Origin of the sequence: Ruminococcus sp. Marseille-P328, from assembly GCF_964249465.1 — a bacterium.
Lineage (GTDB): Bacteria > Bacillota > Clostridia > Lachnospirales > Lachnospiraceae > Blautia_A > Blautia_A faecis.
The window spans coordinates 37676-57206 of the sequence record NZ_CAXUBQ010000013.1; the positions used below are offsets into that span (position 1 = coordinate 37676).

22 protein-coding genes and 1 riboswitch are annotated in these 19531 nt (G+C 43.6%); of the genes, 21 read left to right on the top strand and 1 reads right to left on the bottom strand.

The genetic code is table 11. From position 1 onward, the window contains the following. Positions 1-88: 88 nt before the first annotated feature. The 8 genes from ACESTK_RS10600 (at position 89) to ACESTK_RS10635 (ending at position 9104) form a co-directional block, all read left to right on the top strand. The gene (locus ACESTK_RS10600; RefSeq protein ID WP_118577786.1) at positions 89-502 is read left to right on the top strand and encodes a hypothetical protein; all 414 of its coding nucleotides are present in this window, start codon (positions 89-91) and stop codon (positions 500-502) included. Position 503: 1 nt separating this feature from the next. Further along, positions 504-1358 carry a DUF5685 family protein gene (locus ACESTK_RS10605; RefSeq protein WP_118577785.1) on the top strand — a complete coding sequence of 285 codons (855 nt, stop codon included), beginning with the start codon at positions 504-506 and terminating at the stop codon, positions 1356-1358. Further along, the gene (locus ACESTK_RS10610) at positions 1342-2001 is read left to right on the top strand and encodes a J domain-containing protein (protein WP_118577784.1); all 660 of its coding nucleotides are present in this window, start codon (positions 1342-1344) and stop codon (positions 1999-2001) included. Before ACESTK_RS10605 ends, ACESTK_RS10610 begins: the two co-directional genes overlap by 17 nt. A gap of 292 nt (positions 2002-2293) precedes the next feature. Further along, positions 2294-3280: a diaminopimelate dehydrogenase gene (locus ACESTK_RS10615; RefSeq protein ID WP_148461163.1), complete on the top strand. Its 987-nt coding sequence runs from the start codon at positions 2294-2296 to the stop codon at positions 3278-3280. Between the two features lie 310 nt (positions 3281-3590). Further along, entirely contained in the window at positions 3591-5111 is a 1521-nt protein-coding gene (locus ACESTK_RS10620) for an N-acetylmuramoyl-L-alanine amidase family protein (protein WP_295260874.1), read from the top strand. A gap of 372 nt (positions 5112-5483) precedes the next feature. Continuing rightward, on the top strand, positions 5484-6839 hold the full coding sequence (locus ACESTK_RS10625) for a C40 family peptidase (RefSeq protein WP_195379212.1): 1356 nt from the start codon (positions 5484-5486) through the stop codon (positions 6837-6839). Between the two features lie 169 nt (positions 6840-7008). Beyond that, a complete protein-coding gene (locus ACESTK_RS10630; protein ID WP_118577781.1) occupies positions 7009-8055 on the top strand; it encodes a GDSL-type esterase/lipase family protein in 1047 nt (348 codons plus the stop codon). Between the two features lie 91 nt (positions 8056-8146). Continuing rightward, a riboswitch (cobalamin riboswitch) is annotated at positions 8147-8335 on the top strand. A 460-nt stretch (positions 8336-8795) separates the two neighbouring features. Then, on the top strand, positions 8796-9104 hold the full coding sequence (locus ACESTK_RS10635; protein ID WP_118577780.1) for a cysteine-rich small domain-containing protein: 309 nt from the start codon (positions 8796-8798) through the stop codon (positions 9102-9104). Between the two features lie 123 nt (positions 9105-9227). Here the strand turns inward: ACESTK_RS10635 and ACESTK_RS10640 are convergent, their stop codons facing one another. After that, complete coding sequence (locus ACESTK_RS10640) at positions 9228-9941, bottom strand: phosphatase (RefSeq protein ID WP_373119711.1); 714 nt, start codon at positions 9939-9941, stop codon at positions 9228-9230. A gap of 279 nt (positions 9942-10220) precedes the next feature. Between ACESTK_RS10640 and ACESTK_RS10645 the strand changes: the two genes are divergently transcribed. The 13 genes from ACESTK_RS10645 (at position 10221) to ACESTK_RS10705 (ending at position 19507) form a co-directional block, all read left to right on the top strand. Continuing rightward, positions 10221-10598, top strand: a complete 378-nt coding sequence (locus ACESTK_RS10645; protein ID WP_021924989.1) for a BMC domain-containing protein — start codon at positions 10221-10223, stop codon at positions 10596-10598. 6 nt (positions 10599-10604) lie between these two features. Beyond that, positions 10605-11078: a EutP/PduV family microcompartment system protein gene (locus tag ACESTK_RS10650; RefSeq protein WP_195991568.1), complete on the top strand. Its 474-nt coding sequence runs from the start codon at positions 10605-10607 to the stop codon at positions 11076-11078. A 255-nt stretch (positions 11079-11333) separates the two neighbouring features. After that, complete coding sequence (locus ACESTK_RS10655) at positions 11334-12200, top strand: class II aldolase/adducin family protein (RefSeq protein WP_118577777.1); 867 nt, start codon at positions 11334-11336, stop codon at positions 12198-12200. A gap of 72 nt (positions 12201-12272) precedes the next feature. Beyond that, the gene (locus ACESTK_RS10660; RefSeq protein WP_118577776.1) at positions 12273-13661 is read left to right on the top strand and encodes an aldehyde dehydrogenase family protein; all 1389 of its coding nucleotides are present in this window, start codon (positions 12273-12275) and stop codon (positions 13659-13661) included. 17 nt (positions 13662-13678) lie between these two features. Then, positions 13679-14917, top strand: a complete 1239-nt coding sequence (locus ACESTK_RS10665) for a zinc-binding dehydrogenase (RefSeq protein WP_173717926.1) — start codon at positions 13679-13681, stop codon at positions 14915-14917. Between the two features lie 23 nt (positions 14918-14940). Next, complete coding sequence (locus ACESTK_RS10670) at positions 14941-15255, top strand: BMC domain-containing protein (protein WP_118577774.1); 315 nt, start codon at positions 14941-14943, stop codon at positions 15253-15255. Between the two features lie 128 nt (positions 15256-15383). After that, positions 15384-15659: a BMC domain-containing protein gene (locus ACESTK_RS10675; RefSeq protein WP_118577773.1), complete on the top strand. Its 276-nt coding sequence runs from the start codon at positions 15384-15386 to the stop codon at positions 15657-15659. A gap of 21 nt (positions 15660-15680) precedes the next feature. After that, positions 15681-15983: a BMC domain-containing protein gene (locus ACESTK_RS10680; protein ID WP_118577772.1), complete on the top strand. Its 303-nt coding sequence runs from the start codon at positions 15681-15683 to the stop codon at positions 15981-15983. A gap of 203 nt (positions 15984-16186) precedes the next feature. Next, positions 16187-16465 carry a BMC domain-containing protein gene (locus ACESTK_RS10685; RefSeq protein WP_005427721.1) on the top strand — a complete coding sequence of 93 codons (279 nt, stop codon included), beginning with the start codon at positions 16187-16189 and terminating at the stop codon, positions 16463-16465. Between the two features lie 128 nt (positions 16466-16593). Next, complete coding sequence (gene pduL, locus ACESTK_RS10690) at positions 16594-17238, top strand: phosphate propanoyltransferase (protein WP_117850748.1); 645 nt, start codon at positions 16594-16596, stop codon at positions 17236-17238. Between the two features lie 104 nt (positions 17239-17342). Beyond that, positions 17343-17609 (top strand): EutN/CcmL family microcompartment protein, encoded by a 267-nt coding sequence (locus ACESTK_RS10695; RefSeq protein ID WP_117850917.1) that lies wholly within the window; start codon positions 17343-17345, stop codon positions 17607-17609. Positions 17610-17613: 4 nt separating this feature from the next. After that, a complete protein-coding gene (locus tag ACESTK_RS10700; RefSeq protein ID WP_118577771.1) occupies positions 17614-18942 on the top strand; it encodes a 4Fe-4S dicluster domain-containing protein in 1329 nt (442 codons plus the stop codon). A gap of 16 nt (positions 18943-18958) precedes the next feature. Next, entirely contained in the window at positions 18959-19507 is a 549-nt protein-coding gene (locus ACESTK_RS10705; protein ID WP_118577770.1) for a BMC domain-containing protein, read from the top strand. Positions 19508-19531: the final 24 nt, after the last annotated feature.

Below are 19531 nucleotides of genomic sequence, written 5' to 3' on the forward strand. Positions count from 1 at the left end.
GAATCAGGGATAGGGAAATAATATAATAACAAAAGAGCGACAGAAACTTATTCCAGGAAGATAAGTTCACAAGAAAGAAGGTATTTTATTGAAAGAAAAATTTATGAGATTTATGCAGGGACGCAACGGAGTGGATCAGTTTGCAAGATTCACTATGGGAGTGGCACTGGCTGCTATTGTGCTCACCTTATTTACTGGGACCAGAAGTGGAATTGGCGCATTTTTGGATCTGTTTGGAATGGCTGCCATTGTTTATACTTATTTCAGGATTTTTTCCAAAAATATTTCCAAACGTTATCAGGAGAATCAGAAGTATCTTCAGATGACAGATAAGTTAAGAGCCCGTTTCCAGAAAGAGAAGCGAATGATGAGCCAGCGCAAGGACTATCATATTTACAGCTGCCCTGGCTGCGGTCAGAAAATCCGTATTCCCAGAGGCGGATTTAAGAAAGTGGAGATTGAATGTCCCAAGTGTCATACCAAATTTATAAAGAGGCGCTGATATGTTTGGATATATTGTAATGAACAAGCCGGAGATCAAGATGAAGGATTTTGACATGTACAGAACCTTTTACTGTGGACTCTGCAGGGAACTGCGTGAGAAATACGGGATATCCGGCCAGATTACATTAAGCTATGATATGACTTTTGTGATCATGCTTCTTTCCGGCCTTTATGAGCCAAAGACGTACAAGGGCACTACCAGATGCATTCTTCATCCTGTGAGAAAACAGCCAGTTCGAAAGAATGTGATGACAGAATACTGTGCAGACATGAATATACTTTTAACTTATTATAAATGTCTGGATGACTGGAACGATGATAGAAAATATGTGAAGCTTGGTTACGCCAGGCTTCTCGAGGGGAAAAATAACCGTCTGTTAAAACTTTATCCAGATAAGGCGAAGCGGATCGTCGAACTTCTGGATGAGCTTTCCGCTTTGGAGAAACAGGGAGAGACAGATATAGACAGAATGTCCGGGATTTTTGGGCATATTATGGAGGAGATTCTTGCTTACAGGCAGGATGAGTGGGAGAAAAGCCTTCGAAGAATTGGCTTTTATCTTGGCAAATTCATCTATCTTCTGGATGCATATGATGATGTGGAAGAAGATGTGAAAAATAAAGATTACAATCCTTTCGCAGAAAAATATACAATGGAAGGGTTTGAAGGGGAAGTACGCCAGATCCTTATGATGATGATGGCAGAAACCTGCAGAGAATTCGAGAAGCTTCCTATTATTAAATATGGGGATATTCTTCGGAACATTTTATATTCCGGTGTGTGGTGCCGCTTCGAGGAAGTGAGCAGGAAACGCAGGGAAGAACGGGAGAAAGAACATGTTGGATCCATATAGCGTACTGGGAGTTTCCAGAAATGCAACAGATGAAGAAATAAAGAAGGCATACAGAAAGTTAAGCCGGAAGTACCATCCGGATGCGAATATTAACAATCCGAACAAGGATCAGGCAGAAGAGAAGTTTAAGGAAGTACAGCAGGCATATGAGCAGATCATGAGAGAACGCGAGTATGGAAGCAGTGGTGGATCTTCCGGCGGATACGGTGGTTATGGATATGGAGGATTTGGCGGCTTTGGAGGACAGCAGCGCCAGAGCACTTATGAAGATGAGGAAAGTGTGCGCAGACGTGCAGCAGCTAATTTTGTTCAGAGCGGACATTATCAGGAGGCTATGAATGTGTTGAATTCCCTTTCCCAGAAGAATGGAGAGTGGTATTATATTTCCTCCATGGCGAACATGGGAATGGGGAATAATGTAAAAGCGCTGGAGCATATTCGTGAAGCTGTGCGCCAGGAGCCGAATAATCAGCAGTACCGTATGCTCCTGAACCGGATGGAAGGTGGCGGAAGCTGGTATGAGACACAGCAGGGACCGTTTGGAGGAATGCCAGTGGCAGGGGATGATATGTGCCTGAAGCTTTGTCTGGCGAATGCGCTTTGCGGAATGTGCTGTCCGGGAAGCGGAGTGCTGTGCTGTTGATAAAGTAGAAGTTTATGATACTGTACCGTGGAGAAGGATGCCATTGTACAGTATTCTTTTTTGAGGTGTTTTGATGTTACCAGAGAACAGTAATCTTTGAATGACAGATTTTGTTAAAAATCAATTGACAAGAAAACTCGCACGTATTAAACTGTTAAAGCGTGAAATAGATATAGATACCGCAGACGTGAAGCATCTGACGTTCGTATGGGATAATACAGCTTTTGGGGGCTGCATGACCATTTGTGGGGATTGTGCATCTGGCGTGCGGTAGTATAGGAGGAATCAGATAATGAGTATTCGTATTGGTATCCTGGGATATGGTAACCTGGGACGTGGCGTAGAATGTGCGATCAAACACAATCCTGATATGGAACTGGTGGGAGTTTTTACCCGTCGTGCTCCTGAAAGTGTTAAAATTCTGACAGAGACAGCGAAGGTATATTCTGTAGATGATGCTGAGAAGATGAAAGACCAGATTGATGTTATGATTCTTTGCGGCGGAAGTGCTACTGATCTGCCGGAGCAGACACCTAAGTATGCCCAGTGGTTCAATGTGGTAGACAGCTTTGATACCCATAAGAGAATCCCGGAACATTTTGCAAATGTGGACAAAGCAGCTTCTGAGAGCGGTCATGTTGGAATTATTTCTGTAGGCTGGGATCCAGGAATGTTTTCTCTGAACCGCATGTATGCAAATGCAATCCTGACAAACGGCAAGGATTACACATTCTGGGGAAAAGGCGTAAGTCAGGGACATTCTGATGCAATCCGCCGTATCAAAGGAGTAAAAGACGGCAAACAGTACACCATCCCAGTTGAGTCTGCTCTGGAAGCAGTAAGAAGCGGAAAGAATCCGGAGCTTACTACAAGAGAGAAACATACCAGAGAGTGTTTCGTAGTAGCTGAAGAAGGCGCTGATCTTGCAAGAATTGAGAATGAAATCAAGACTATGCCGAACTACTTTGATGAATACGATACCACAGTACATTTTATTTCCGAAGAGGAACTGAAACGTGACCACAGCGGAATTCCGCACGGTGGATTTGTAATCCGCACAGGCAAGACTGGCTGGAACGATGAGAATAGCCATGTGATCGAATATAGCCTGAAACTGGATTCCAATCCGGAATTTACTTCTTCTGTAATCATTGCATATGCAAGAGCTGCATACCGCATGAACCAGGAAGGACAGAATGGCTGCAAGACGGTATTTGATGTAGCACCTGCTTACTTAAGCGCTCTGAGCGGAGAAGAATTAAGAAAACATTTGTTATAATCACTTTATAACAGAAATATTACAGAATTTATAAAAGGACAGTTCTTTTACATTGTGTGGGACTGTTCTTTTTTTATGGAAAATACCTTTGAAATCATTGCTTTTAAAGAAAAAAATAATACGAAAATATTGTGAAAACTTTACAGAATTTTACTTTCGGGTTGACGATAGATGGAAACTGTAATATAATGAGCTACATAAAGCTGTAACAACTTTGTAAAACTTGAAGATGATAATAACAGGGGTTGTGTTTGCTGGACAGCAGTATTACCTGTGGACAGCAACAGATTAATTAAAAAGGAAGGTAAGTATGCAAAACAAATGTAAAAAATTCAGACTTTGGAGTATCCTGCTGCTGGTAATGCTTATGGCAGCCGGTTTTACATGCCATAGTACATCAAGAGATGTACAGGCTGCCACGAAGAATGGATTCCGTACAGTAAAAGGGAAAACATACTACTATAAAAACGGCAAGAAAGTCAAAGGATGGCTTACCTTGAACGGTAAGAAATATTATTTTAATAAATCTACCGGTGTTCAGGTGAAAGGCTGGGTGAAAGATAAAAAGGGCAGAAAGCGTTATTTCACAAGCAAAGCAGGTGTTATGGTAACTGGATGGCTTTCCAATTCCAAGAGACAGCGTCGTTACTTTGCACCATCAACCGGATACATGAAGACAAAGTGGCTGAAGCTTGGCGGAAAGACCTATTACCTTTACGCTAAGTCAGGCGTTGCAGCTACCGGTTTTGTAAAGGACAGCAAAGGAAATATCCGCTATTTTTCCAAGACAGGAATTATGGCTACAGGCTGGTTGACAAGTTCCTCCGGAGTGAAGCGGTATTTTGCCAGCACTTCTTCCACTTCGACCAATGGAATTATGGCAGTTGGATTTAAGACCATTAACAATGTTACATATTATTTCTACAGTGGCTCCGGTGCTATGGCAACCGGCTGGGTAGAGAATACAGATAAAGGTACCAAGTACTATTTTGACCCTACTACAGGAGCTATGTATACAGGTACACAGACAATTGACGGTGTTACTTATGTGTTCTCTGACACTGGTGTATGCCAGGGTGAGAAGCAGAATGACCCTACACCAGATGGAAATACAGGAAGCAAAACGATCAAGAACTATCTGGCAGGAGCATTGATGCCAGTAGGAAAGGCTCTTTATGTATGGGGCGGCGGCTGGAATGATTCTACCAGAAAAGGTCTGAGCGATACCATGACCAACTGGTACAATAAATGGTCAGCTAATCCCTCTGGATATGACTACAATAATTATCGTGATCTTTCCACCTCGAACCGTGCGAAGGGCTTTGACTGTTCGGGCTTTGTAGGCTGGTCCGCTTACCAGGTAATGCAGACTCAGTCAGGCGTAGGTTATGGATACACAGTGGTATCTGGTGAGATCGGAAGCTATTACAAGGGCAAAGGATGGGGTACAATTGTAAACCAGTCCTACCTGTCACAGAATGGCTGGGAGCTGAAGCCTGGCGATATCGGATACAATGATGGTCATACATGGATCGTTCTTGGTCAGTGCAGTGATAAGAGTGTTGTTATCATCCACTCTACTCCGCAGGCAGGTGTCCAGATTTCCGGAACTACCACACCTACAGGAAGCTATTCCAGTGAGGCTGTAGCCCTTGCGAAGAAGTATATGTCCTTGTATTCCGGATACAGTATTTTTAATTATCATCCATCTGTTGGAAACTATATTCGAAATGGTAACTATCTGAGATGGAATGGAAATACACTTTCTGATCCGGATGGTTATTATAATATGACAGCAGATCAGATTCTGTATGACCTGTTTGGAAAATAATAATTATATGGAAGAGAACCAGTGGAAACGCCGGTTCTCTTTTTTTATGCTATAGGAAATTACGTTGGAATTCCCTATAGCATAAAAAAGCCCTGCCGGGCAGGATCCAGAAGCGGCGGAAAGGTAGATGTCGCTTATAGCGACCCGCCGCAGGCGGAGAATCCTGCAAAGCAGGATTCTTTCTTGTGGAAAAAAGCTTAATTCAAACGAATATATTACGAAATGTTACAGAAATTTAAAATTTATTGCAAATTAGGGTTGAAAACTTTGCAAGGGTGTGTTAATATGTAGCAAGATTGAATGAAATATTGCAAACATATTACAAATTAAGTTATTTTAGATTATCAAAATGATTAACGAGGGTGATGAAACATGAAGAAAAGAATTGTATGTCTGACACTGGCAATTTTAATGTGCGGTTCACAGGTTGTAAGCGTAATGGCTGACCGTGAGAGCGATTTAAGAGAAGAGCAGGCCTGGACAAGCCAGCAGCTGGATGCTACATACGCACGTATGAGTGCTCTGTGGGATCAGAAGCAGCAGCTTGAGAGCCAGATCGAATCTTTGAATTCTGATCTTGTAAATGTAATGGTTTCCATTCAGACTCTTGAGAGTGATATCGCTTCTAAGGAAGCAGAAATTGAGAAAACACAGGGCGACCTGACCAAGGCTCAGAATGCCAAGGATAAACAGTACAGCGCCATGAAGAAACGTATTCAGTATCTTTATGAAAAAGGTGGAAATAATGCATGGTTCCAGATGATGTTAAATGCAGATAACCTTGCAGACCTTCTTACCAGAGCTGAGTATACACAGCAGATGTATGAGCAGGACAGAGAGAGCCTTCAGAAATATGCTAGAACGATTGAGGAGGTTCAGAAGTTAGAAGATCAGTATGAGCAAGAGAAAGCTGATTTTGAGACCATGAAGGAAGAATATGAGGCCCAGCAGTCTAACCTTCAGTATCAGTTGGATGTAACTCGTGCAAACAGTGCTGATTGCGAGAACGAGATTGCATATGCACAGCAGCAGGCTACTGAGTATGCGAACCTTCTGGAACAGCAGCAGGCAGAAATTGAGCAGCTTGAGGCAGAGCGTATTGCCGCAGAAGAAGAGGCAAGACGTCAGGCAGAGGCAGAGGCCGCAGCAGCTGCAGCTGCACAGGAAGCAGCTCAGAACGGAGATAATTCCTCAGAAGATGTCCAGTATGATGAAGATGGAAATGTTGTAAGTGGTTCTTCTGATGGATCTTCTGATTATGAATACGATGAGTATGGTAATGTAATTGATACTGACAATACAGTTGATTACAATTCCGAGGCAAGCAGCTCCGACAGTTCCTCAGATAGTTCTTCTGACAGTTCATCAGCCAGCAGTTCTTCAGGTTCCGGCTCTTCTGTTGTATCCTATGCAACACAGTTTGTTGGAAACCCATATGTATGGGGTGGAACAAGCCTTACCAGTGGTGCTGACTGCTCTGGCTTTGTGCAGAGTGTATATGCAAACTTTGGCGTAAGTCTTCCAAGAACATCTTATGAGCAGCAGAATGCCGGATATGAAGTATCCTATGCGGATGCTCAGCCAGGCGACCTGATCTGCTATGGCGGACATGTTGCAATTTATATGGGAAATGGACAGATTGTCCATGCATCCAATGCCAGAGATGGCATCAAGGTCAGCGATAATGCTGCATACAGAACGATTACTTCTGTAAGACGTCTTGTGTAATCTGAATAAATGAATTTGTGAGCCCTTTCCGGAGATGAAAATCCGGAAGGGGCTTTTTACTGAAAATAATGTGGAAAAGCAAAGAAAAAAGAAGTATAGTAAGAATAAAAGTATTGTCTGAAAATCGTAACATAAATATTTCGTATAGCCAGATGAGAGGTGGAGAAAAATGCTTAGCCATTATCAGATGAAGGAAATTCCATATTTAAGAATATTAGGAAGAACGAATGGCAGTCTGGAACCGGTAACACTATTTTGGACCGCTTCCGGAATTGAACTGAATGTAAAAGCAACAGAAATATGGGTGAAAATCCGCTCCGATTATGATGTTTTTGAGCCATGGGTGGATGTGATCGTAGACGGCGTATTGTCCCAACGGCTTATGGTAAATAAGGGAGAACAGGAAATCTGTCTTTTCCGTAATATGGAAAGGGATAAGGTAAGAAATGTAAAGCTTCTTCGTGATACTCCTGCGTTTCCCACAGATGAAAAAACATTGCTTCAGCTTCTGGAGGTTGAAACTGACGGTGAGTTTTTACCTCTTGAAACACCAAAGCTCAGATTGGAGGTAATAGGGGACAGCATTACCTCTGGTGAGGGCGGCAGCGGTGCAGGAGAAGAAATGACATGGAATTCCTTTTGCTTTAATGCCGTGGATAATTATGCATATATGGCAGCAAAAGAACTGGGCGCGGTGTACAATTGCATCAGTCAGAGCGGCTGGGGCGTTTTCTGTTCCTGGGAAGGCAATGAGCAGCAGGCAATCCCGCTATATTATGAGCAGGTGTGCGGTCTTTTAAATGGAGAAAGAAACAAACAACTGGGTGCTATGGAAAAATGGGATTTCCAGAAGTTTCAGCCTGATGTGATCGTAGTGAATCTGGGGACAAACGACAGCAGCGGCACGAAGAATATGGACAGAGTTGGAAAGGCTGTGGAAGACTTTTTGAGAAAACTGCGCGTATGTAATCCAGAAAGCTATATTCTGTGGTGTTATGGAATGCTTGGAGATGAGATTTTGCCTACGCTTGAGAAAGCGGTGGGGAATTATAAAAGAAAAACAGGGGATGAGCGCGTGGAATTTGTGAAGCTTCCGGATACACAGGAAGGAGAATTTGGATCAAGGCAGCACCCAGGGCACAGATCTCATGAAAGAACAGCGAAAATCCTGGTGGAGAAGATTCAGGAAAAAATGACGCTGCTGGTCACGCCGTGACTAGCAACATCTGGTTGATAAAAAAATAACAAAAATCTTTTCAAAGGGTTGACAAAGACAGTGACCGGTGGTACTATGGTGTCAGTATAATTCCATAGTGAACATATTAAGTGCTGACAGCTATAAGCTGGCAGAAAGAGGGAATCAGGTGAGAAACCTGAGCGATCCGGTCACTGTAACAGAGGAGCGAATCTCATAGTCCATTGTGCTTGCGCATGAGAAGGAGAGAGGATGTGATGATCCTGGAGCCAGGAAACCTGCTTGGTATGGCGAGGTTAAACTTCCGATGAAAGTGTAACAACCAGTTTTGGGGAATCCGCAGCCCTGAGATGTTGTCCGCTTTTGTGAGTGGACATTTTTTATGGAATGATCGCCTGTTCAGAAGAATTATACAGATTAAATGGCAGGCGATACTACTTCGGATGAAACCGTTCCCTCCGCGTATATATGAACGGATCATATTCTACCCCGGAGTAGCATCGCTCCCTCTTAAATAATGATGATTCAGAAGCCGCATATGCGGTATTTTTTTTACACTTTTCCTGAGCCTGTTTGTAGAATTATTCCCGTAATCTCCTGCAGGGTGTGACGCACATCTTACAGAAAGCCTTTTTTAAACACGCTCTGGCCGTATTCTATTCCTGTAAGCGGGATTCTTTTTTTGCATTTGATTTTGGGGCATTACGAAATAGAATATAAAGAATATTTTGTTTTGAGCTGTATGAGATAAGGAGAGAAATATGGAGAAAAAATATTGGGAAGATAAAGAATACGCTTATTTCAGTCATAAGAAATGTGAGTATTTTCCATGCCATAAAGGAGCTGATCCAGAGGACTTTAACTGTCTGTTCTGCTATTGCCCGCTTTATGCCCTTGGAGACAAATGCGGCGGAAATTTCAAATATAATGAGAAGGGATTTAAAGATTGTACGAATTGTCAGCTACCTCATAAGAAGAAAAACTACGGTTATGTGACAGGAAAATATCAGGAACTTGCTGCGATGATGCAGAAAGTAAGAGAAGCAGATCATAAAAATGAAAATGAGTAATCAAAGAAATAAGTATAAAAAACTCTCCGGAATATATACGAAGTTAAGCTTACGTATTTATATTTCTCGGAGAGTTTTTGCGTAATGCAAAATTCCATTGGAATTCTGCAAGCTGGATCCTTTTTATCGTATGCTTAACAGCATCTTTAATTTCGGAATCTGGTTGTTGAGAATCAGACCCTCTGGAAACATAGCATTATGAACGAAATCAGCGGCATAAGTGAAGTCTCCAATATGCTCTGTTCCATGACTGTCACTGGAAAGCACGATTGGAACCAGATACTTCCGGCAGCAGGACAGGATCTGCGCGCAGTTGGCATGGGTATCGCCCCGATATCCGTAAGGTGCCAGGGAAGCTTCGTTGATCTCAAGGAGAACACCGTTTTCACCGGCAGCCTTTACAACTGCGTCGTAATCTATGTCATACTGGGGATTATCAATGTGTCCCAGGATCTTTATAACCGGATTCTTCATTACGTTCAGAAAAGCAGCAGTATTTTCTTCCCTGGTCTTTGGCCGGAAATTCTGATAATGCATGCTGGCGATTGCGTAGTCCAGCTTATCAAGAAGCTCCTGTGGCAGATCTGTTTTTCCATCGGTATCCAGAATGTTCAGTTCAATTCCATATAATAATTCCACATCGAAACGCTTCCTGGGCGAATAGATCAGGCTTCGGAAATAAGAAGAAGTTCCGGCAGACAGAGTGGCTGGTCCGTGGTCTGTGATTCCAAGAAGCTTCAGCCCTTTTTGAGAAGCAGCCTTTGCCATGTCGCTGATGGTGCAGGTTGTGCCGTGTCCGCTGGCAATGGAATGTGTGTGTATATCAGAAAGATACATAAAATCATCTCCTAGTCAAGATTACGTGAATATATGCAGCTGGTAATTTCACTATAAAAGTGTTTTGAAAAGCCATTTACAGTTAACTTTAGTATGCCAGAGGGAAAAAAACATGTCAATCATAAATAAGAAAAAACAGAGAAAACAAATAAAAACAACATTGTACTACAAGAAAAACCACATATAACATGCCAGGAAATGTTGCTTTTTGTTGACACTTGGAAATCAGAAAGGTATAATCAAATCAGATTATAAAAACTCTTTATTCAGGAGGAGAAAATGGGATACACAGATAATATGTCTCCGGAAATGAAACAGAGAATCGTACAGGAGCTTGTACCAGGCAAGCAGATTTCCCTGGCACATATCATTGCCAATCCGGATAAGATTCTTTACACCAAGCTGGGCCTTGATCCGTCGCTGGACTACTCAAGAGCAGCCATTGGGATCATGACTGTAAGTCCGGCAGAAACTGCTATCATTATGGCAGATATTGCGATGAAATCATCTGGCATTGAACTGGGGTTTGTTGACCGTTTCAGCGGAAGCCTGATCATCACAGGTACTGTGTCGGAAGTAGAAGCTTCTACCAGCGCAATTCTGGATTATGTGGGAAATAAACTGGGCTTTACTTTATGCCCCATTACAAGGACTTGACAGAATATGAAGAAACTTGTTCTGATCGGTCGCAGCGAGGCTGGAAAAACTACTTTGACCCAGGCCCTGCATGGTGAAAAAATACATTATCATAAAACACAATATGTAAATAATTTTGATGTGATCGTAGATACGCCAGGAGAGTATGCCCAGACGAAAGGTCTGGGACACGCCCTGGCGTTGTATACATATGAATCAGATGTGGTAGGGCTGCTGGTATCTGCCACGGAACCGTATTGCCTTTTTCCACCTTGCATTACCTGTATGGCCAACCGTGAAGTAATTGGAATTGTTACCAAAATCCACAATCCGGATGCAAATGTAAAACTTGCCACGTCCTGGCTGGAGCTTGCCGGCTGTAAAAAAATCTTTTATGTAGACTCCAGGCAGCAGGAGGGCATTCCGGAGATTTTGGAATATCTTAGGGAAGATGGCGATGTAATGCCATGGGAAAAAGATGCCTCTGATCCTGTGAATTAGAAAATACCTGTCAAATGTGGAAAAACAGTAAAACCAGCAAAACCACGAAAAACAACATAGCAATCCAGAAAAAAATCCACATAAAACAACATAAAACAACGGAAAAACCTTGACTTATAATGTGGAATGGTGTAAACTTACAACATAACCAAAAAAGTAACAGGCTAGCTATGCCTAGCCATGATAAGTTACCCGGTGCGGTACTATAACATACATAATCCACCGCACCTGAATGTGCTTAAGGAGGAAAAAAGCATGGTAAACGAATACGAAATCAAAAAACAGATTTGCGACATCGGAAGAAGAATCTATAACCGCAACATGGTTGCAGCAAATGATGGAAACATCTCTGTAAAACTGAATGACAATGAGTTCCTTTGCACACCTACTGGTGTATCCAAAGGCTTTATGACTCCAGAGTTCATCTGTAAAGTAGATGCAAAAGGAAATGTTCTTCAGGCTAACCCGGGATTCAAACCATCATCTGAGATCAAGATGCATATGAGAGTATATGAGAAGAGACCTGATGTAGGATCTGTTGTACATGCTCATCCAATTTATGCAACATCTTTTGCTATTGCCGGTATTCCGCTTACACAGCCAATCATGCCAGAGGCAGTTATCGCTCTTGGATGTGTTCCGATCGCTGAGTATGGTACACCTTCTACAATGGAGATTCCGGATAACCTTGAGAAATATCTTCCATATTTCGATGCAGTTCTTCTTGAGAACCACGGAGCTCTTACCTGGAGCACAGACCTGAACGCTGCATACATGAAGATGGAGTCCGTAGAATTCTATGCACAGCTTCTGTATCAGAGCAAACTTCTTGGAGGCCCGAAGGAATTTGATAAAGAGAACATTAAGAAACTTTATGAGATCCGTCGTAAATTCGGTATGCCTGGAAAACATCCGGCAAGCCTTTGCCAGAACAAAGATGGCATGAACTGCCATAACTGCGGTGGTGCATGTCACAACGAAGACTATAAACAGTTCCCAGGATATCAGTATGATTTCGTTGGCGGCAACTGCGATGCTCCGGCAGCAGATACAGCTAATGCAGATGCAGAGTTAGTAGCTAAGATCACCAAACAGGTTATGGCTCAGTTAGGACTGAAATAATCAGAAAATATAAAGGCCGCAGCTGTGAGAGAATCAGGCAGCTGCAGGCAATTGTTAAGGAGGAACAATCTCATGCCAATCAGCGAGAGCATGGTACAGGATATTGTACAGGAAGTTATGGCGAAAATGCAGATTGCAGACGCTCCGGCCGGTAAACATGGAATTTTCACAGATATGAACGAGGCCATTGAGGCTGCGAAAGCTTCCCAGAAGATCGTTCGGAAAATGTCCTTGGACCAGAGAGAAAAAATTATTACCTGCATTCGAAGAAAAACAAAAGAAAATGCAGAAATCCTTGCACGTATGGGTGTTGATGAGACCGGAATGGGAAATGTAGGAGATAAGATCCTGAAACATCATCTGGTAGCAGATAAGACCCCTGGTACAGAAGATCTCAGCACTACAGCATGGTCAGGCGACAGAGGACTTACTCTGATCGAGATGGGACCGTTTGGCGTAATCGGAGCAATCACTCCGTGTACGAACCCAAGTGAAACCATTCTGTGCAACACAATGGGTATGCTGGCAGGTGGAAATACAGTTGTATTTAATCCGCATCCGGCAGCAATCAAAACCTCTATTTATGCGATTAATCTTTTAAATGAGGCATCCCTGGAAGCAGGTGGCCCGGACAATATCGCAGTAACAGTAGAGAAACCTACATTAGAGACAAGCAATATTATGATGAAACATAAAGATATCCCGCTTATCGCAGCAACAGGCGGTCCTGGCGTTGTAACAGCAGTCCTTTCCTCTGGAAAACGTGGAATCGGCGCTGGCGCAGGAAATCCTCCGGCAGTTGTAGATGAGACAGCAGATGTAAGAAAAGCTGCTCAGGATATCGTAAACGGATGTACATTCGATAACAACCTTCCGTGTATCGCAGAGAAGGAAATCGTAGCAGTTGCTTCTATTACAGATGAGCTTATGCATTATCTGGTAAGTGAGAATGACTGTTACCTTGCTTCCAAAGAAGAACAGGATAAACTTACAGCAGTTGTTCTTGCAGGCGGCAAGCTGAACCGTAAATGCGTTGGACGTGACGCAAGAACATTACTTTCCATGATCGGAGTAAATGCTCCTGCAAATATCCGCTGCATCGTATTTGAAGGACCGAAGGAACATCCACTTATCGCTACAGAGCTTATGATGCCGATCCTTGGCGTTGTAAGGGCAAAAGATTTTGATGATGCAGTAGAGCAGGCTGTATGGCTTGAGCATGGCAACCGCCACTCTGCACACATTCATTCCAAGAACATTGACAATATCACCAAATATGCGAAAGCAATCGACACCGCAATCCTTGTTAAGAATGCACCTTCCTATGCAGCACTTGGATTCGGCGGAGAAGGTTACTGTACATTCACAATCGCAAGCCGTACTGGTGAAGGACTTACAAGTGCAAGTACATTCACCAAGAGAAGACGCTGCGTAATGGCAGACAGCCTTTGCATTCGCTGACAGGAGGAAACATAAAAATGGATATGAATAACGTAAATATCGAAGAAATCGTAAAACAGGTTCTTGCTGGAATGGCTGGAACAGCACCGGCAGCTTCTGCATCAGCAGCACCGGCAGCACCAGCTGCAGCACCGGCAGGCGCAATTCCGAAAACTGCACACGTTGCAGTACTTACTGAAAAAGAGCATTTTGATATTAAAGAGTACCCGATTCCGGCAATTGGCGATGACGACATCCTTGTTAAAGTAGAAGGCTGCGGCGTTTGCGGTACTGATGCTCACGAATTCAAGAGAGACCCATTCAACCTGATCCCGGTTGCACTTGGACATGAGGGAACTGGTGAGATCGTTGCCATGGGTAAAAATGTTAAGACTGATACAGCTGGAAAGCCGGTTAAGATCGGTGACAAAGTCGTTACCTGTATGATCTTCAAGGATGATCCTGAAATCACAATGTTCGACTTAAACAAGAAAAACGTTGGAGGAGCTGACGTATACGGACTTCTTCCAGATGATGACATTCATCTTAACGGATGGTTCTCTGATTACATCTTTATCAGAGGTGGAGAGTTTGGAAGCACATTCTTCAACGTAAGTGATCTTGATCTGGACTCCCGTATCCTGATCGAGCCATGTGCAGTTCTTGTACATGCAGTTGAGAGAGCAAAAACAACTGGTATCCTTCGTTTCAACAGCAGAGTTGTTGTACAGGGATGCGGACCAATCGGTCTGATCTGTATTGCAGTTCTTCGTACCATGGGTATCGAGAACATCTGTGCTGTAGATGGAAATCAGCAGCGTCTTGATTTCGCTAAGAGAATGGGCGCTACCATGAGTGTAAACTTCATGGAGCACAAAGGAATCGAAGCACTTTCTGAAGCTGTTAAAGATCAGTTTGGCGGACATCTTGCAGACTTTGCATTCCAGTGTACAGGATCACCTGTTGCTCATGCAAACATCTACAAATTCATCCGTAACGGCGGTGGCCTTTGCGAGCTTGGTTTCTTCATCAATGGTGGAGATGCTACAATCAACCCGCACTTTGACATCTGCTCCAAAGAGATCACAATCGTAGGCTCCTGGGTATACACCTTAAGAGATTACGTTACAACATTTGATTTCCTTAAGAGAGCAAATGCAATCGGACTTCCAATGTCTGAGCTGATCACAGACAAGTATCCGCTTGAGGAGATCAATGAAGCATTAAAGAAGAACCTTGCAATGACCGGTCTTAAGATCGCAGTTGTAAATAAATAATTGCCGGATAAAGGAGAATCAAGATGGCAGAAGCTGTAGGAATCTTGGAGGTGTTCGGACTGGCAACAGCGTTTGTGGCGGCCGACGCCGGCTGCAAGGCAGCAAATGTCCATCTGGAGGTTTTTGATAAAAATAAACCTGCAAATGCGGACAGTCTGCCGGTACCGCTCCTTGTCTGCATCAAGTTCCGCGGAAGCGTTTCTGATGTAACAGAGGCTGTGGAAGCTGGAATCAGAGTAGCAGAGAGTATGACCGGTGTGGTACAGCACTACGTAATACCAAATCCGGAACCCGGTACACAAAAAATGCTGAAAATCAGCGCACTGGATAAGGATTAATGATTGCTAACCAGTGAATTTAAGTCTATAATAAAAATGAACAAAGTCATGCGGAGCATGGCAGGTACCTCACAGCAAGTACGCTGGAGCGTACTTGAAAAGTCGAGATATATCAGGAGGAATTCATCATGGCACAGGAAGCTTTAGGAATGGTAGAAACCAGAGGACTTACAGCTGCAATTGAGGCAGCAGATGCAATGACAAAAGCAGCAGAGGTTACACTGGTTGGTACAGAGAAAATCGGATCCGGTCTTGTAACTGTTATGGTTCGCGGTGATGTCGGAGCTGTTAAGGCAGCAGTTGAGAGTGGAAGCGCAGCAGCATCCAGACTTGGAGAGCTTGTAGCTACACACGTAATCCCAAGACCTCATACAGATGTGGAGAAAATCCTTCCAAGCATCTAATGAACTATAAGGAGTTCGCTCATGAGTAAATCATATGGTTTTATTGAAATCACAGGTGTTGTAGCGGCCATGGATGCCCTGGACATTATGTGTAAAACGGCAGACGTTGAGCTGGCGTCATGGGAGCGTAAGCTGGGCGGACGACTGGTGACCATTATTGTACAAGGCGATGTGGCAGCTGTTACAGAAGCTGTGGAAGCGGCAGCAACAAATGCCATCAAGAAACCGGCAAGCTATGCAGTAATTGCCAATCCCCATGAGGAAATCGTCAAAATGGTGGAGCTTAGCGCAAGTCGATGGAGAAAGAAAAAGGGGGATGAATAATGGCTGACGAAGAAAAGAAAGAGACAGCGAAAAAAACAGCCCCTAAAAAGGCAGCCGCTCCGAGAAGAACGGCCAGAACAACCAGAGCAAAAGCAGCAGAAGTAAAGGCCGAAGAGCCGAAGACCACTGCAGCTGACAAAGAGATTACAGAAACCAAACATACAGAAGCTGAGAAACCAGCAATTCATAAGGAGGAAAAAATCATGACACAGGAAGCATTAGGAATGGTAGAAACCAGAGGACTTACAGCAGCTATCGAGGCAGCTGACCAGATGTGCAAAGCAGCTAACGTTGCATTAGTTGGAACAGAGAAGATCGGATCCGGTCTTGTAACTGTTATGGTTCGTGGAGATGTTGGAGCAGTTAAATCTGCAGTAGAGAGCGGAAGCGCAGCAGCATCCAGACTTGGAGAGCTTGTAGCTACACACGTAATTCCGAGACCTCATACAGATGTTGAGAAAATCCTTCCAGTTCTGAAATAATATAAAAGTCCCAGATAGCAGCCATGAATGAGCTGTGCTTGCATGAGCGAATTCATGGATGCTCCTTACTTTTATAATGTCTGCTATGGCAGACATTACCGAATTTCAGGAAGAAAGCAGGTGTACTTTTGGAAACCAATAATGTTGAGCTGATTACCAGAATGGTACTGGATGCTCTCAATAAAAAAGAAGAAAAAGGCAATGGCTTCATGGTGCCCATCGGAGTTTCCGCAAGACATATCCACCTGACGCAGGAACATGTTGAAGCTTTATTTGGACCAGGATATCAGCTCACCAAGAAGAAAGAGCTGATGGGCGGACAGTTTGCCTCCAATGAGACAGTAACTATCGTTGGACTGAAGCTCCGTGCAATTGAGAATGTACGTATTCTCGGACCGGTCCGCAAGGCTTCACAGGTTGAAGTATCAGCTACAGACGCAATCAAGCTTGGTATGAAAGTACCGGTGCGTGAGTCTGGAGATGTTAAGGGAAGTGCTCCTATTGCAATTGTCGGACCGAAAGGTGCGATTTATCTGAAAGAGGGATGTATCGTAGCAATGCGTCACATTCATATGTCCCCGAAGGATGCCCAGGCAGCCGGTGTGAAGGATGGAGATATCGTATCTGTTAAGGCAGACAATGAGAGAGGAACCATTTTCAATCAGGTGAAGATCCGTGTAGACGACAGCTTTACACTGGAGATGCACATTGATACAGATGAAGCAAATGCAGCAAAAATTGCCACAGGCAATACAGTTACAATTATAAAGTAATGTTTTGGAAATCATTTCCTCATTACTAAAATAAAGTGTTCAGCCATGCTGGTTCTGAAAATGACAGATGCATGGCTGAACTGATATAAAATTTGGAGGTTCACATGATAGTTGGCAAGGTAGTAGGAAGCGTTGTTTCCACAAGAAAAAACGAAAAGCTGATCGGCAATAAGTTTATGATCGTGGAACCGGTTCATCACATGAAAGGTGACCTCAGTCAGATTGTTGCGATCGATATTATCGGTGCAGGAATCGGAGAATATGTATTGGTGGCACAAGGAAGCGCGGCAAGAATTGGCTGCGGCGTAGAAACAGCACCGGTAGATGCCGCCATTGTAGGTATCGTTGATGACGGTGCAGGATTGGAGTAACGCCATGGATATCAAAGAATTACAGAATATTATACAGGAGAATGGTGTAGTTGGTGCCGGCGGTGCAGGATTCCCTACATACATGAAGCTGACAGATAAAGCAAATACCATTCTTATGAACTGTGCAGAGTGCGAACCTTTACTGAAATTACACAGACAGTTATTAGAGAAGCACGCTTACGAAATAATGAAAACCTTCCATATGGTTCAGGAAACAGTTGGAGCTTCTGAGGCCATTATTGGAATCAAAAAATCTTATGTTCAGACAGTAAATGCTCTGAAACAGCATATCGAAGAGTTCCCGGGAATGCGCATCCACCTTCTGGATGAAGTGTATCCGATGGGAGATGAGGTTGTACTGATCTACGAAGCAACTGGTAGAGTTGTAAGACCTGGCGGACTTCCTATTGAGCAGGGAGTTGCTGTGTTTAACGTAGAGACATTGTATAATATATACCAGGCAGTAGAGAAAAAAGAGCCTGTAACAGCCAAATATGTGTCTGTTGTAGCTGAGGTAAATCATCCGGTAACTGTAAAAGTACCTCTTGGATGTACTATGGATGATGTTGTTGCCCAGGCAGGCGGAACTACTGTAAAAGACCCGGTTTACTTTATTGGTGGACCGATGATGGGAAGAATCGGAAAAGGTTCTGACCCTGTGACGAAGACAACAAATGCGATTCTGGTTCTGCCAAAAGACCATTTAATCGTACAGAAGAAGATGCGGACTTCTGCTATAGATTTAAAACGTGCAGCATCTATTTGCTGCCAGTGTAATACTTGTACAGATCTTTGCCCACGTAACAATCTGGGACATCCGATTGATCCAGCCCGCTTCATGCGTGCAGCTTCCAATCAGGATTTCAGAGATGTTAATCCATACATCAATGCAAGCTTCTGCAGCTCCTGTGGCGTTTGTGAGATGTATGCATGTCCTCAGAGCCTTGCTCCAAGAACACTTCTTGCAGACATGAAGGGCGGACTTCGTAAGGCAGGTATTCGTCCTCCTCAGGGAGTACAGCCAGTACCAGTTAAGGAATCCCGAGAATACCGCAAGGTTCCGGAAGAACGCCTAATGGCACGTCTTGGTCTTACAAAATATGACAAGGACGCACCGATGGACGAGACACTGGTTGATATTCCAAAGGTTAAAATTCTTCTTAGCCAGCATATTGGAGCACCTGCTCAGGCAATTGTAAAAGTTGGAGATCAGGTGACAAGAGGTCAGATGATCGCTTCTCCTGCCCAGGGCTTAAGTGTTGGTATCCATGCAACCATCTCCGGTAAAGTTACCGAGGTGACAGACCGCTGGATCGTAGTTGCAAAGAATTAGAAAGGACGTGCAGAAAATGAGTAAAGCAATCGGAATGATTGAATTCAAAACTACAGCTACCGGCGTTACTGCAGCAGATGCAATGGTTAAGACATCTGATGTAGAAATCGTTGAGGCGCAGACCGTGTGTCCGGGTAAATATATTGCAATTATTACCGGTGATCTCAGTGCGGTAAAAGCTGCCGTAGATACAGCTGTAACAACATATGAGGACAAGTGCATTGACAGTTTTGTACTGGGTAATCCGCACGAGTCTCTTTTCCCGGCTATTTATGGAACTACTCAGGTTGAGGAGATCAGTGCGCTGGGAATTCTTGAAACATATGATGCAGCTTCCATTATTGAGGCTGCAGATCAGGCTGCAAAGACTGCAATTGTAGATCTTATCGAGCTTCGTATTGCAAAAGGTATGTGCGGAAAATCTTACATGATGATCACTGGTGAGGTTTCTGCTGTATCCGCATCAATCGACAGAGCGAAAGAGCTTGTTGCTGAAAAAGGCATGTATCTGGATTCCTCTGTTATTGCACATCCGGATAAGAGAATGATCGACAGCCTTCTGTAATTCTGGTCTGACCAATAAAATGAA

Excerpts from the sequence above, each read along its gene's own strand:
- ACESTK_RS10630 (WP_118577781.1), top strand. The coding sequence starts at position 7,009 with ATGCTTAGCCATTATCAGATGAAGGAAATTCCATATTTAAGAATATTA.
- ACESTK_RS10700 (WP_118577771.1), top strand. The coding sequence starts at position 17,614 with ATGGATATCAAAGAATTACAGAATATTATACAGGAGAATGGTGTAGTT.
- ACESTK_RS10635 (WP_118577780.1), top strand. The coding sequence starts at position 8,796 with ATGGAGAAAAAATATTGGGAAGATAAAGAATACGCTTATTTCAGTCAT.
- ACESTK_RS10625 (WP_195379212.1), top strand. The coding sequence starts at position 5,484 with ATGAAGAAAAGAATTGTATGTCTGACACTGGCAATTTTAATGTGCGGT.
- ACESTK_RS10650 (WP_195991568.1), top strand. The coding sequence starts at position 10,605 with ATGAAGAAACTTGTTCTGATCGGTCGCAGCGAGGCTGGAAAAACTACT.
- ACESTK_RS10695 (WP_117850917.1), top strand. The coding sequence starts at position 17,343 with ATGATAGTTGGCAAGGTAGTAGGAAGCGTTGTTTCCACAAGAAAAAAC.
- ACESTK_RS10640 (WP_373119711.1), bottom strand. The coding sequence starts at position 9,941 with ATGTATCTTTCTGATATACACACACATTCCATTGCCAGCGGACACGGC.
- ACESTK_RS10705 (WP_118577770.1), top strand. The coding sequence starts at position 18,959 with ATGAGTAAAGCAATCGGAATGATTGAATTCAAAACTACAGCTACCGGC.
- ACESTK_RS10610 (WP_118577784.1), top strand. The coding sequence starts at position 1,342 with ATGTTGGATCCATATAGCGTACTGGGAGTTTCCAGAAATGCAACAGAT.
- ACESTK_RS10680 (WP_118577772.1), top strand. The coding sequence starts at position 15,681 with ATGAGTAAATCATATGGTTTTATTGAAATCACAGGTGTTGTAGCGGCC.
- ACESTK_RS10655 (WP_118577777.1), top strand. The coding sequence starts at position 11,334 with ATGGTAAACGAATACGAAATCAAAAAACAGATTTGCGACATCGGAAGA.
- ACESTK_RS10660 (WP_118577776.1), top strand. The coding sequence starts at position 12,273 with ATGCCAATCAGCGAGAGCATGGTACAGGATATTGTACAGGAAGTTATG.
- ACESTK_RS10620 (WP_295260874.1), top strand. The coding sequence starts at position 3,591 with ATGCAAAACAAATGTAAAAAATTCAGACTTTGGAGTATCCTGCTGCTG.
- ACESTK_RS10685 (WP_005427721.1), top strand. The coding sequence starts at position 16,187 with ATGACACAGGAAGCATTAGGAATGGTAGAAACCAGAGGACTTACAGCA.
- ACESTK_RS10665 (WP_173717926.1), top strand. The coding sequence starts at position 13,679 with ATGGATATGAATAACGTAAATATCGAAGAAATCGTAAAACAGGTTCTT.
- ACESTK_RS10605 (WP_118577785.1), top strand. The coding sequence starts at position 504 with ATGTTTGGATATATTGTAATGAACAAGCCGGAGATCAAGATGAAGGAT.
- ACESTK_RS10670 (WP_118577774.1), top strand. The coding sequence starts at position 14,941 with ATGGCAGAAGCTGTAGGAATCTTGGAGGTGTTCGGACTGGCAACAGCG.
- ACESTK_RS10675 (WP_118577773.1), top strand. The coding sequence starts at position 15,384 with ATGGCACAGGAAGCTTTAGGAATGGTAGAAACCAGAGGACTTACAGCT.
- ACESTK_RS10645 (WP_021924989.1), top strand. The coding sequence starts at position 10,221 with ATGGGATACACAGATAATATGTCTCCGGAAATGAAACAGAGAATCGTA.
- ACESTK_RS10615 (WP_148461163.1), top strand. The coding sequence starts at position 2,294 with ATGAGTATTCGTATTGGTATCCTGGGATATGGTAACCTGGGACGTGGC.